The 12,723-nt window shown below is 56.3% G+C and carries 12 protein-coding genes and 5 pseudogenes; 6 read left to right on the forward strand and 11 right to left on the reverse strand.

Annotated elements, in window-relative coordinates; all coding sequences use genetic code 11:
- Nucleotides 1-258 precede the first annotated feature (258 nt).
- Nucleotides 259-636 carry a hypothetical protein gene (locus ACR0DT_RS24420; protein WP_480713262.1) on the reverse strand — a complete coding sequence of 126 codons (378 nt, stop codon included), beginning with the start codon at nt 634-636 and terminating at the stop codon, nt 259-261.
- 261 nt (nt 637-897) lie between these two features.
- Here ACR0DT_RS24420 and ACR0DT_RS24425 point away from each other — a divergent pair, with 261 nt between their 5' ends.
- Entirely contained in the window at nt 898-1,290 is a 393-nt protein-coding gene (locus tag ACR0DT_RS24425) for a thermonuclease family protein (RefSeq protein WP_480713263.1), read from the forward strand.
- A 154-nt stretch (nt 1,291-1,444) separates the two neighbouring features.
- Nucleotides 1,445-1,660: a hypothetical protein gene (locus ACR0DT_RS24430; protein WP_480713264.1), complete on the forward strand. Its 216-nt coding sequence runs from the start codon at nt 1,445-1,447 to the stop codon at nt 1,658-1,660.
- Between the two features lie 56 nt (nt 1,661-1,716).
- Here the strand turns inward: ACR0DT_RS24430 and ACR0DT_RS24435 are convergent, their stop codons facing one another.
- From ACR0DT_RS24435 to ACR0DT_RS24445, 3 genes are all read right to left on the reverse strand, one after another.
- Nucleotides 1,717-2,133 carry a hypothetical protein gene (locus ACR0DT_RS24435; protein WP_480713265.1) on the reverse strand — a complete coding sequence of 139 codons (417 nt, stop codon included), beginning with the start codon at nt 2,131-2,133 and terminating at the stop codon, nt 1,717-1,719.
- A gap of 27 nt (nt 2,134-2,160) precedes the next feature.
- Complete coding sequence (locus ACR0DT_RS24440; protein ID WP_480713266.1) at nt 2,161-2,592, reverse strand: hypothetical protein; 432 nt, start codon at nt 2,590-2,592, stop codon at nt 2,161-2,163.
- A gap of 128 nt (nt 2,593-2,720) precedes the next feature.
- Complete coding sequence (locus ACR0DT_RS24445) at nt 2,721-3,128, reverse strand: hypothetical protein (protein WP_480713267.1); 408 nt, start codon at nt 3,126-3,128, stop codon at nt 2,721-2,723.
- Nucleotides 3,129-3,462: 334 nt separating this feature from the next.
- Here ACR0DT_RS24445 and ACR0DT_RS24450 point away from each other — a divergent pair, with 334 nt between their 5' ends.
- The gene (locus ACR0DT_RS24450) at nt 3,463-4,056 is read left to right on the forward strand and encodes a P-loop NTPase family protein (RefSeq protein WP_480713268.1); all 594 of its coding nucleotides are present in this window, start codon (nt 3,463-3,465) and stop codon (nt 4,054-4,056) included.
- A 1-nt stretch (nt 4,057) separates the two neighbouring features.
- Nucleotides 4,058-4,408, forward strand: coding sequence for an ATPase, T2SS/T4P/T4SS family (locus ACR0DT_RS24455; RefSeq protein WP_480713269.1), 351 nt, complete (start codon nt 4,058-4,060; stop codon nt 4,406-4,408).
- Nucleotides 4,409-4,855: 447 nt separating this feature from the next.
- On the opposite strand, the gene ACR0DT_RS24460 is transcribed toward ACR0DT_RS24455, so the two are convergent.
- Together ACR0DT_RS24460 and ACR0DT_RS24465 are read right to left on the reverse strand one after the other, a co-directional pair.
- Complete coding sequence (locus ACR0DT_RS24460) at nt 4,856-5,341, reverse strand: acyloxyacyl hydrolase (RefSeq protein ID WP_480713270.1); 486 nt, start codon at nt 5,339-5,341, stop codon at nt 4,856-4,858.
- A gap of 471 nt (nt 5,342-5,812) precedes the next feature.
- Nucleotides 5,813-6,636, reverse strand: a pseudogene (locus ACR0DT_RS24465) (Tn3 family transposase); the annotation flags it as partial.
- 50 nt (nt 6,637-6,686) lie between these two features.
- Here ACR0DT_RS24465 and ACR0DT_RS24470 point away from each other — a divergent pair.
- Entirely contained in the window at nt 6,687-6,911 is a 225-nt protein-coding gene (locus ACR0DT_RS24470; RefSeq protein WP_480713271.1) for a hypothetical protein, read from the forward strand.
- Nucleotides 6,912-7,461: 550 nt separating this feature from the next.
- Here the strand turns inward: ACR0DT_RS24470 and ACR0DT_RS24475 are convergent.
- From ACR0DT_RS24475 to ACR0DT_RS24490, 4 genes and pseudogenes are all read right to left on the reverse strand, one after another.
- A pseudogene (locus ACR0DT_RS24475) lies at nt 7,462-7,605 on the reverse strand (IS3 family transposase); the annotation flags it as partial.
- A gap of 322 nt (nt 7,606-7,927) precedes the next feature.
- A pseudogene (locus ACR0DT_RS24480) lies at nt 7,928-9,021 on the reverse strand (IS3 family transposase).
- A gap of 385 nt (nt 9,022-9,406) precedes the next feature.
- On the reverse strand, nt 9,407-9,574 hold the full coding sequence (locus tag ACR0DT_RS24485) for a hypothetical protein (RefSeq protein ID WP_480713272.1): 168 nt from the start codon (nt 9,572-9,574) through the stop codon (nt 9,407-9,409).
- A 370-nt stretch (nt 9,575-9,944) separates the two neighbouring features.
- Nucleotides 9,945-10,241, reverse strand: a pseudogene (locus tag ACR0DT_RS24490) (IS110 family transposase); the annotation flags it as partial.
- Between the two features lie 370 nt (nt 10,242-10,611).
- On the opposite strand from ACR0DT_RS24490, the pseudogene ACR0DT_RS24495 reads away from it, so the two are divergent.
- A pseudogene (locus ACR0DT_RS24495) lies at nt 10,612-11,001 on the forward strand (transposase); the annotation flags it as partial.
- Nucleotides 11,002-11,773: 772 nt separating this feature from the next.
- Here the strand turns inward: ACR0DT_RS24495 and ACR0DT_RS24500 are convergent.
- Nucleotides 11,774-12,115 carry a hypothetical protein gene (locus ACR0DT_RS24500; RefSeq protein WP_480713273.1) on the reverse strand — a complete coding sequence of 114 codons (342 nt, stop codon included), beginning with the start codon at nt 12,113-12,115 and terminating at the stop codon, nt 11,774-11,776.
- Nucleotides 12,116-12,723: the final 608 nt, after the last annotated feature.

The following is a 12,723-nucleotide window of genomic DNA, read 5'->3' on the forward strand; positions in this document are numbered from 1 at the left end:
CGTTAGCCAGAAAAGATCAGACATATTCACCGCTCGGTTTTCGAACCGTGAATCACGACCCTACGCGGAAATCAATGGGTCCTGACCCTAGTCTGGTTGCGACATCTCCGTTTTAGTGAATATTTCTAAGTTCTTACCTGAAGGCTTCGATTGGGTTCAGACCGTCCCGGAGGCGGCCATCCGGAACTGGAGACCGGGATAGTCCCATTCATCGCGAAGGGCGGTTTCCCTGAACTACCAGAAGAGTGTCTCGTCGGACTAGATTTCGGTCTCGGAATGCGGGAAACCCAATCGGTTGCTGGCCACGATGGCAAGAGTCTTGAAGCCGCTGGCAGGAATTCCCTGCTCGACCGCCAACCTTTGTCCCATCAGGGTGAGCCACATGTAAGCGATGTCGGGGGCATTGACCCGCGCTATGATCCGGGCGCGTCGACGTGCAACACGCAGGACCCGCGTGCTTTGGAGAATATCCACGCTGTAGTCCTCGCTGATTACGCAGATGGGCGGGTCTTTCAGCACGTTAAGCTGCGCCAGGGAAACCTCAATATCCAGCAGCTCGATGCAGGTCTCGCGCATGGTCTCATTGAGCGATCCGTCTCCATGCGGTTTTGGAAATTTCTTGTTCAAACTCATCATTGGCGGGCCTCCTCATGCCACACTCTGCATGGCGTTGAGGCACAAACCCAACCGCGCCATCCCGCATGGCGGGAGTCCCACTTCCTGAAATTACCCTGCAGAATGATCCTTTGATCCGCCGACCCGAAGTTTCAATTCCGAATGAACCACCCGTAACGGAGGCACAACAATGATTCGACGGAAGATGCGGATATGGTAATCCTCGCTTTTGCCATCCTTGCGGTGGCAGTGTTGAGTGTTGTCCGCTAAGACTTTGACCGGATGGCCGAACGGCTGGTTGAGCCGGGCGACCCGGCCGGAACATCTGCATCCCCGACCGGCGACAGGAATGCAGGCATCTCCAGGATCATTGACGGCGATACACTGGAGATCAGGGGTTGGCGCATCCGGCTTCATGAGATCGACGCGCCTGACGGCGGGCAGAGCTGTATCGATCCGGACGGGGTGCACTATCCTTGTGGCCGGGTTGCCGCACTGATGCTGTCTGACCGGATCGAGCGTCACCTAGTCACCTGCCGTCCGGAAGATACCGACCGCTATGCCCGGATCATCGCGGTCTGTCACCAGGGTGCGATTGATCTGAGTCTCTGGATGGTCTGGAACGGGCATGCACTGGCCTTCCGCAAATACAGCACGGATTACGCCACTCAATAAGACATGGCCCGTCACGCAAAGCGCGGTCTCTGGGCCAGTGACTTCATACCTCCCTGGGGCTTGGCGGAGGGGCCAGCGATGAGGGACCCAAATACCTGCATCCAGTCGATCTTGTGCTGTTACTTATCCAAATTCACAAGCACGGAGATGTATCATGGAATTTCTCTTCAACGCCCTTCCCCTGATTCCGGTGGGAACGGGGGTGGCTATCATGTTTTGGCCACGCAAGCCTCAGTCGGGTTCGCTGAACAATGAGAAACACCAGGGCGCCTGCGAAGCTTACAGTCGGGTCGCATGCTGCCGTTTCCTGATCGCGTCGACATTCGTGGCTTTTGTTCTCGCCATCCTCGCGCAGAACCAAGCGCTCTAACTGGTGGACGCTGTCAAACCCCCACTCTGTCTACTCCAAGCTCATCAGCCCGGAAATCAGTCTGGCCCCCAATTCCAATCGACCGGGCCAGACCCGGACAACAGGAAAAGGCCGGCCACCAAAAACAGCGCCAGCAGCATCACGAGAACGACAATCAGGAGACTTGTCCGGCGGTCAGGGGTGTTCAGAGCGGCTTTCCCGTCATTGGCCTTGCACAGCTCTGCCCGAATGTCCTGGCGCAACTCCGCGCTCAACATATCCACGCGCCGGGCCAGATGCATCTGTTCCGCACGAATCCCCGCCAGATCGCCCATGATCTGAACCGTGATATCACCATTGATCGCTTCTATGTTCTCCAGCCGCTCCCGAACCGCACGAATCCGCCGGTCAAGCCATTGCGCCGTATCGAACAGGTCCGCCTGTGTGGTTCCTGCACCGGTGCGATCCAGAGGCGCGTCATCCGCGTCCATCATGTGATCTCCGACCCTTCCCCTGTCGTTTTACCATTCGATCCCGACACCTTCCATCCAGGTAAGCAACCAGTCAACCGGCATAGTCAGGCCAAGCGCAAAACCCATCAGCAAGGCCAACAGGAAGCGGATTTGACCTTGACGTTGGCGCATTCTGCGCTGCATCCTCACCAAATCCCGCCGGGTACTATCGAAGCCCTTCGCCGTCTCTCCGAGCAGGCTGGCAATATCGGACCGGATCAGTACAAGGTGATCGCTGATAATCCGGTTTGCCCCGTTGTTCCGCTCCTCGCGCCGAACCAGTTCTTCCAGTGCTTCCGCCCACCGCTCTTCGAGCCAGCGTTCAGTAGAAGCCAAATCCCCCCTTGTAGCAGGCTCCCGCCTCAGACTGACCGGGCTACCTTTACCCCCTCCGGCGCGAGTCGCAACCGGTTCAATTCGCGTTTCACCAATGCCGCTCATCAAAGCTCCTCCCACGATCCGCAATACAGAAGCACAGTCGTTGGTACAAAATTGTGTGTTCCATATATCGCCAGCTTGTCAGAGGCTGAACCGACGGTTGCAGAGGCCACAACTCTCCAAGGCAATCTTCACTGAAACACCCACCCAACCCACGGAAAACCGGGCCAATGCGGGGCCAGCAAGTTCAGGACTGCGGCTATTGCAATCAGCACAACCATGATCCATGTCAGGCGAGCAAGGCTCCGCTGGATACTCTTGCGGATATCGGCACCTTCCTTGCGGATCGCAGAAACACCCACCCGATTACGGGTTTCCTGAATATCGAGCTTCCGATCGAGTTCAACGAGACGAAGGTCCAGCCGGTGCTCAGCCTCCCGCAGATCGGGAACTGTGGCACCCCGGTGAGTATGCGCGCGCGCCATCGTCTCCACCACGGCACGCGCTGCGCCCTGCTGCAAACCTGCGTCCTGAAGTTCCTCAAAAACCTTGAGCGTATCAAAAGCAATGGGTCCAAACCTGTCATGAGGTGGGCTCATCAAAACTATCCTTTCAGCGGTTGGTTGTCAGATTTCATACACACCTGTTCAGCGACGCAATGACCTGGGCAGTTCTTCCCGGAAGGCCCGGGAGCGCGCCGGAAAGAAAGTCAAGGATGATCGCCTCGATCCAGCCATGCAAACCCTGCGTTCCTCTTTCCACCTGTCGCACCGGGATTCTGGTCCGGTCGCTTTTCAATGCGCTCCAGGCATTCGCGCTCCCGGGTCTGATGTCACTGGACTTGCGACAGGCCGGGCGGGTGACTTCGTGCCTCTCGGTCCGGCCCGGTGCCGGGTCTCCTCGGCATTCCCGACAACAGGCACGAGGTGAACAATGACCAAAGGCGCTGATCTTGAGCGGTTCGTCCGCACGGCCCTTGGGGATCATGGGACCTTGCTGGACGATCCGGAGATGGTGGAGCTTCCGGCCAACCCGAATAGCACGGTTTTCGTGGTGCGGTTGGGCAAGTTCCCGGAATGTGTGGGTCACCTGGAAGAGACCTCCCGCACCCGCATCATCCGCTTCTGCGCCGCGGCGAAGCGTACTCCGGTGATACTGCAGGCGCCGATTGTTTCCGCCCGGATTCCAGGTCTGGGGTTTCGGTTCGAGAGGGTGATCCCGCCCTGTGCCCCGGCCCTGCTGTTTTCGATCCGGTTTCACGCGGCGCGGGTGTTCACGATGCAGAATTATGTGGACGATAGCACGCTGGATGAGGATCAAGCGACCCGGCTGATGCAGGCTGTCCGGAGCCTTGAGAACACCGTGGTGGCGAGCGACGACGGGTCCGGCAAAACCACGTTTCTGAACATGCTGATTGGAGAGGTCGCCCGGTTTGAGCCGGACGGGCGGCCGATCCTGATCGAAGACACACCGGAGCTGCGCATCGGGCAGCTGAGCGGTGTTTCTGGAAACCTCGCTGGAGGTTGACATGACCCGGCTGGTGGCGTCCTGGCTGCGCCAACGACCCAGCCGCATCATTATCCGTGAGACCCGAGACGAGGCGGCGCTGGCGATAATCAAGAGCTGGAATACCGGCCATCCCAGAGGTCTGACCTCGGTGCATGCTAATTCTGCCCGGGCCGCGCTTGACCGCCTGGGCCTGCTAGTCAGCGACGCATCGGTCACACCGCAGCAAAAACATATCGGGCAGGCGATGGACCTGGTGGTGTTTATCAAGGTGACCAATGCGGGGCGCCGGGTCAGCGAGATTGTAACCGTGACAGGATATGAGAATGCAAATTCATTTGTGAAGACGGCCTGGCCTGATAGGGGGGGGTGAGCGGGATGGGGCGGATGTGTCTCACATACCTTGGTCTTGCGATGCTTCTGCTGGTGCTGACGGTGGGTGATACACAGGCGGCTCCAACCCCGGGAGGTGCCCTAGGGGGATTGATCGTGGTCGGGGTGCGCTGAATGTTTGGAGGAGAGATGGGGGGCGATTCTGGCTGAGTGCAGAATAGGACGTTAAGCCCGGGTCGGAGCATTGGAGTTGTTTTCAGCGAGGTAGGTCCGGCTCGCCCAAAGCTGTGAAATCGGACAAGATTTGGAACATTTGAGAACACCATGTGTGATTGTTGGTTTCACCGCCAATTCTAATTTTCTGTTATGCGCGCATAGTCTTAGGTGAAGCAGCATTATGAACTCGCAAAAGACTTTACCTAAGGGCTCGAACACGATTGCAAATATGAAGTTGGACTAGCCGACGGAGTCGCCGTTGCGTGGGAGATTAGAACACGTAGTGATACCGCAGCAGAAGTGCATTTACGCCCGGGTTTTTCTCCTGCGTGCTTGCATTAGACTTATGTGTGATCGCCAAAGAAAGTTTGTTGCTATTGTTAAACGAATAGCCTAGTCCCAGCAGACTGCGGATTTGATAGCTGCCACCGAGATCGTTGCGCGCGTTGGATGCGTTGTAATATCCCGGCATCACGCTAAGTTCGGCAAACCAGCGGTTCGCAAAGGTATAGATACCGATTATTCCGGCACCTAAATGCGTGTCGCCATCTGTGTCGACCGAGAGGGCCGCGCCCAACCTGGCACTGAAGTTGGTCGCCTCGTGAAACGGGCTGTGTTGGTATTCAAGCGAAAAGATCGCCTGATCTTCGCCCTCGGCGCTAGAATAGTCTACATAACCCCCCCCGAAAATAACGGATTGAGCTTGCACGACAGAGGCTGCCATCAGCGAAAAAATAAGAATAATGATAGCTTTCATGGGAGATTTTTGCTTTGCTGAATATTATATCGGCACTTTCATAATCACGGCTTTAACGGCGACAAATGACACTGTTTCAATTGGTGGTACCAAACTCTAAGACTGTTGGAGAAAACGGTGCAGCTTCGGTGCTATCGTGCGAAAAGCTGCTTTATCGCTGCTTTCTTCTCCGCCTTATTTTCGACATAAACGAGCGCCGCGTTCGTCGCACTTGTACGTATACTTCGTTGGATGAAGCTTCATCATAGGGTTTATTATCCGGTAGAGTAGAAGCGGCTCATTGCCGGGGACTATCCTGAATTTTGTGCTCTGGCGTGGTAGCTCAGGAATGTGGAGACCCACGTATGGTCATCGATCCCTATTGGCGAATATCTTGCAGTAACTTGGCCATTTTGTAATCGTCACCTGTACAGCAAAGCCTTGTCAAACCGAACAACCGAAGGATGTCGGTCTCTGTCGCCGTATGAGCTTTCACGATTTTCCTGCCTTCATCTGACGCCACCGATATTCTCCGGTCAGGATAATATGCGCCCATCCGAGGGGTGAGATATGCGCGAGAAGATAGGCTGGTGTCTCCAATCCGGGCTTTTGCCGCTGCGCGACCGCTATGCCGGGCTGTTTTGTATTCCAGTATATTATGATGGAGGTGAGTAGGTTGAAACCGGCAATCCGGAAGTGCTGGCCTTCGGTTGTACGATCCCGGATTTCCCCTTGCCTTCCGATCCGCAGAGCGCTTTTCAGGGCGTGGTGCGCCTCACCTTTATTGAGACCAATATTGGCCCGGCGCCGCATGTTGGTGTCAAGCAACCATTCGATGATGAATAGCTTCCGCTCGATGCGTCCAATTTCACGTAACGCAATGGACCGATCATGTTACATTGGCCGCGCCGCCAGTTTCTTCAAGAGCGGACTGGGCTGCATCCTGCCAGAGAGCATCGTCGCAACGCAACGCAGAACATCCGGCCAGTTGGCAATGATTTGGTTTCCCGGATTTTGTCACCCACTAAGCCCCTCAGTTCAGTTGGAACACTGCGCCGATCAAAGACATGCAGCCGTTTGGGCGGCAAATCCCTGATGCGCGGGATGAACAGATAGCCAAGCAGCGAAGTGGCGGCGAACACAAGATCGGTAAAGCCGCCGGTATCGGCATATTGCTCTTTGATCCGCTTGCCAGTCGGGTTCATCAGCAATCCGTCTAGGATATAGGGTGCTTCGATGAGCGTTGCAGGGATAACCTGCATGGCAAAGGGGCCGTATTGATCTGACGTATGGGTATAGGCCTTCAAGCCCGGCTCGGTACTGTTTAGCGTGACCAACGCACTGGTGGCGGGATGAAGTGAAGCGGATGTTACTGTGCAACATATCATCGCGATGGGTCACCCTGTTCGTTGCCATGCTCGGTTCCGGTCTGTTGGCCCCGGCCCCGTTGATGGCTTGTAACGCGGATTGCGAAGAACGGATCGACACGCGTTCCTCCGAAGCGAAAGCGCGGCACCAATCTGTGGCGGCCGGGTGCAACAATGCGGCGGTGCTGATCGAGGACCTGGCGCTTGGGGATACGGTGCTCTGAAGCGCCGAACTGCGTGTCGCGGGTAGTGAAGAAAACCCGCATGTGCGGGTCCTGGTCAAATCGGATGAAGCGGCCACGCAGACCAGCCTGGTGATTGCCACCGACAAGCGGTTCTATGATATCCGCGATACGGATTATACGCCGGTGATGGCTTCACCTACCCCGCGGAGGAAGCAGCGGCAACGTGGGCGAAGATCGCGCGCGACAAGGCCCGTCGCGTGCAGCGGCAGGCGGAAGTGGCGATGGAGGAAGCCCGCTAGAGCCTGCGTGTGGGACAGGCCGTACGGTTCGCCGGCGATCTGGATTTCAACTTGGAGATTCGTGGCAAGGCCCCGTTCCGACCCACTCGCGTGTTCACTGACGGGCGCAAGACCTAGATCGACCTGCCGGAGCACTATCGTGGCGAGAAGCCAGTGCTTCTCACCGATGGGCCGGGTGGTCGAGGCAGGCGCGGTGGTGACCGGCGTCGGCAACCGGGCGCGGAAGATCACCATCCGTCAGGGGCGCAAATGAGGCAGCGGACACATATCCCCTGGTCGAAGTGCCCGTCGCTGACAGACCATCCAGCCTCTCTCAGCAGCGCCGCGATCCTGCGATAACCATATCGGCCGTATTGACGGGTCAGCTCGATCATGTCGGCCATCAGCCGGTCTTCGTCTGCGCGACCTTGTGGGACGCGCCGTTGCGTGGATCTGGCAGGCAGCGGGTTGGGGAAGACCGCGTTCCCGGCCGCATCCGAGCACGCAGCACTCACCCCGGCAAAGGAATGCACCATCCGCTATGGCATGGCACGGCAGATCTACAGGTTGGCCCGGGTCAGCGACACGGTGATCCGGGTCTCGGACCCCGTGGCATCTATGCGGCGCGCTACCTACAGGAGCGCCGGGATATCTCCGCGACTGTGAAGCAGGCAATCGCGCGGGACGGTGGTTTCTTCACATGGAGCGGCTTGTCCCGTGACGTGGCCGCGCAGGCACTGGACCTGTTTCCGTTTTTGTGCCGCTCCATGTACTCGTTTAGGTTACTTTCTGTTCGAAAACGATGGGGGCTTTTCCAGCCCAAAGCTGAATGCCGTCTGCGTGGGTTGCAGAAGCCGTTGATGTATTCGAAGATTGCTATCTCAGCTTGCCGACGTGTTTCCCATGACTGTCGCCAGATCAGTTCGGCCTTGATCGTTTTGAAGAAGGTAAAGACGGCTGCGTTATCGTAGCAGTTTCCGTTACCGCTCATGGAAACTTTGAAGCCATGTTGGTGCAGGATTTTCTGATAATCGTGCTAGCAATATTGGCTGCCCCTGTCCGTGTGATGGATGCAACCCTCGGGCGGAGTTCGGAAGGCACCGGCCATATTCAGCGCCCTGTTTGCCGGGTCGCGTTTCATCCGGTTGCTGACGGCCCAGCCAATGACGCGCCGGGAATGCAGGTCCAGGATCACAGCCAAGTATAACCATCCGTCCTGCGTCCACACGTAGCTGATGTCACCCGCCCATTTCTGGTTGGGTTTGACAGCTGTGAAGTCCCGGTCGAGCAAGTTCGGTGCAATGTTGAACTTGTGATCGCTGTCCGTTGTGACTTTAGTGTTTGCGAGTTCGAACGACGGAGATGCCGTTCTGGCGCATCAAGCGCCCGACACGACGGTGCCGCACGTTCAGACCATCTCTTTCAGCTCTTTCGTCATCCGCGGCCCGCCACAACTGCCCAGGCTGAGACGGGACTGTTCCTTAATATGCGCCAGCGAGACCAGATCAGACCGCTGTCCGCGACTGGCTGGCCGGCTGCGGAAGGCACGCAGCCCGCGCGAACTGACATCCATGACGTGGCACAGACGTTTGGCCGGGAAACTGTCACGGTGTTCTTCAATGAACCTAAATCTCATCGCTTCAGGCCCGCGAAGAACTGGGTGGCTTTTTGGGGATGTCCCCCTCCTCCTTGAGAATGCGAACTTCGCGCCGAAGCCATTCATTCGCTTGTGCGAGGCTCAAATCCTCTTTCGACACCACGTCCGTGTCTCGGTGGGCAGCGATCCAATTATTCAGCGTCGACAATCCAACACCTAAATCTGATGCCACCTGTCTACGCGTTAGCCCACTGGTTAGCGCAATACGCACCACATCTTGGCGGAATTAGTCCGTCCGATCCGTGCCCATAGTTCGGCTCCTTTGTCGTAATAAATGCTATCAAAAGAGCGGCATCAAACCGTGACAGGTCTAAGGTCGTTTAAGTGAGAAATCGGAGCGGCACGAAAACGGGACACGTCCAATTTGGACCAGTCAGATCAGGCTACTCAGGTGAGCATGGAAGAGTTTAGGTCGCAGAAAGGTTGGTTCGAAATATGTCAGCTGCAGTCACCCTGGGACTTCGGTGATCAAAAACGATTCTGTTGCAAATTGGTCCAACTGATGGGATGGATGCCTCTTCACGAGCGGCATCGCAATGTGACAGGATGGCACTGTAACGCTCCCATTACCGTAGTCTGGAGCCTAGCAACTGTATTTCTCAGGCGCTGTGAGCAATCCGTTTCTGACGGGATTTGGCGAGTGTGATGAGTTTGCGAGCGACGGCCATGATGATGACTTTGTAAGGTTTGCCTGCGTCGCGAAGTCGGTCGGCGAAGATTTTCAGGTCCGGATTGTGATGGCGGGCAACGATAGCGGCCTGGAACATCACATGCCGCAGAAGTCGCCCCACCGCCTATAGCTCGCTTGCATCTCAGTGCGTCACTGTCGTGTTCAATGGGAGCGAGGTCAGTCAGAGCTGAGGCCTGTTCTCCCGAGAGATTGCCCCGTTCGGGCATCTGGGCAATCAACATGGAACTAGGGACAGGGCCGACCCCAGGGATGGATCGTAAGATGTAAGCAGTCTCTTGTGGAGCGTTACTGCTGGGGATGGTCTGCTCGGTATACCCCTCCAACTGCGCAATCTGGCGGTCCAGTATGAGCTTCAGCCCAGCAGCCATTTCCTCAAACAGCGCTCCAGTTCCCAGTTTCTCGTGGGCTTTGATCTGCGCCAGAAGGCGTTTTTGCGTTTCCACTAGTTAGCCGCGCTTAGATACCAAAGCCCTGAGAACGCGCAATTTTGCATGCGGCAGGCTGCGACCAGCATCCGCCCTAAAGACCATGAAATTCGCGATGAGTTCTGCATCAATCGTGTCCGTCTTCGCCCGTGTGCCTCGGCTTGCTGCAAAGACCTTGATCTGTGCGGGTAGCAATTGCCGGGTCCTAACGCCCGCTGCATCCAGCGCTGCCCATAGTCGCCATTCTTGTCCACCAGTAGCTTCAAAACAAGCGAGCACATCCTGCGACATGGTCAGTTTGACAACTTGCTCGTGACCATCTGCGGTGTTTGACTACCTTGCGCGCTCACCATTAGGCAGGCAGTGAAGATCCAACAATCGCGGCTGACATCTATTCCGACGACTGACGCCTGTGTTACTTTGCTCATACTCTCTTCCTTCTGATCCGTCATCCTGATCGACTACATGAAACTGTTCGAGACGATGAAGAGAGACAGTACTGACTTGCTTGGAAACGTGGTCCAGCCACAAGGCTCAAACGCCAAACACCGCCCCGTCAGTTACCTCGGCAAAGATGGCTGACGGGGCAACATAGCAAACCAGAGATACAGAAGGCTCAGGACCCATAGTCAATAGATGACTGTAGCAGCGAGGGCGAGTGCTGAGAGGATGACTTTCGGGCATCGGTCGCATAGGCGAGACCGTCACCGAGCAGCTTCACATCGAGGTGAAGGTAAAGGTCTTGCAGAATGTGCGGTTCCGCCATTGCGACCGCACCAAGATCAACACGGCTGTGGTGACCGCGCCAATGCCTGCACAGCCCTTGCCCGGCAGCATCGCCATCGCCTGGACGCTGGCCTTCACCCTGGTTCACAAGTACGCCAATGGCAGACTGCTCTACCGTTTAGCGCAGACATTCGAACGAGCCGGCGTTCCTGTCAGCCGTGAGGCTCTGGGCCACTGGGTGATCAGGTCGAGCAAGAAGCATCTATTCCGCATTTACGACGCACTGAAGCTACGGCTCAGATCGCAGCCCCTCATTCATGGCGACGAGACGACGGTACAGGTGCTGAAGGAGGGCGCGAACATCTGCCTTACGTCAAATCCCATTCCCTGCTTCATTTCACCACCTCCGCAGGATCGGAGGGGTGACAAGATCAGGGTGCGGGGACTGGGGACCTGTACGACGCAACTCAGCTAGGTTGTGGCGCAAATTTTGGAACGAACAGAGTCAGCGTCTGACCGGGTACACTTACCCTGCGATTTCAGCAATCGCCCGAAAACCAGAGGTGGCCGCACTGGAGAACTGCTCTTTCCGGATCATTGGCACCCATCTTCGCAGATCCTCAGAGAGCGGGATGGTAGGCCGTGCCACACCGCCGGCTTCAACCGCAGCAAAAAGGCTGCGGGAACAAGGGCCAGGGAAAACTTCATGGGCTTGGCGGTTTTCCCCCTACCCCCATCGGAAACAGTCCGGCAGGCGGAATGCGATTGTTGCCGAATCTATCAATCCATCCACTTACTAGGAGGTACGCGAGAACTTATCGGCGGGAAGCACATACCTCAATCTTTCGGTTTCCCGTTCCGATCTCGCGACCCGGGTTGTTGCGAAGAGATTTGTGCCCTCGCTTGCAACACGACCTGAGCGTTTTGCGCATACCAACTCAGGGGGTGGCCACTGCCCATAGGTCATCCCTTTTTTGTGCGTTGCGCGGGATGGTTCAAAACTGGAATGGGCAGCTTGCCAGGTCCGGTGAATCGGAGGCATATCTGGCCCTGTGCGGCAAAGAACGCGGAGGTATGCGTCTTTTAGCAGGCCTGCTACTCGTTTTGCCTCACGCTCCGGAGCGTCACTCGCTTTGCCGGGCTGACTGTTTTAATCGATCCGGAGTGTTCCATGAGAGGAACAGCGGAGAATGGTCTGACAGCAACCATTCTCCGCTTCGGAGCAAATTGCCCCCAATAGCGGCTTCATCGCGTTCGGGTTGGAAGTTGCAGAGAAAACGGCTTATCTTTCCTGAAAGACCGGCTTGTTGAAGATTGCCGTGCCCATTGCCTTCGATACCCTCAATGTCGCTTAACGCCTGAGTGCGGTCAGCTTTTCCGAAAAGCAGGCCGCACTCTTCTCTGAAGGAATCACTAAGAATCTTACCACCAAGGACAATGTCGTGTTGGTGCAGAAGGACGTCCATGCGCTGGACAAGAAGATTGATACGTCGATTGAGGCTCTGCGCAAGGACATGAAAGCGTAGAACGTGGAACTTGAAGCAAAGATAACCACTTAGATGCGCCACTCGACGCAAAGACCAAGCGTACCAAATGCAACCTGAACTGACGGTTGTTGGGAGGCATTACCCTCATCAATATCTTGAGGTTTGCGCTTCTTCGCTAATTGCAATCTTCCCGGTTGATCTCGCCGCAAGCCTGAAATCGAAATTACGTATTTGCCGATCCGGGCTCTCCTGCACCACAGTTGAATCCGGCGTGAGGGTTTCTAGTTCTTTGTGGTGAAGTTCCCTCGAATCCCGCGCCGCCCGGACGGGTTGTTTGCTTTTTTCTTCCCGTCCGGGTCTGCCGAGGAACGGGTGCGAACGTCAGTCTTACAGCCATCTGCCATCCCCTACTTCATTCCGCCACCTCGGCAGGATCGGGGAGTAACAAGAGGATCTGTTGCAAACTTTTGGATGTTGACGACGTCAGATGCTGCGAGTGAATGACTTTCGGTAAAATCAGTCGAAAGTCAGTTCATGATTTCCTTCAAAGGCGCACAATATCCGAAGGATGTGGTCCTCTTCGCAGT

Source organism: Ruegeria sp. BI11 (assembly GCF_056538005.1).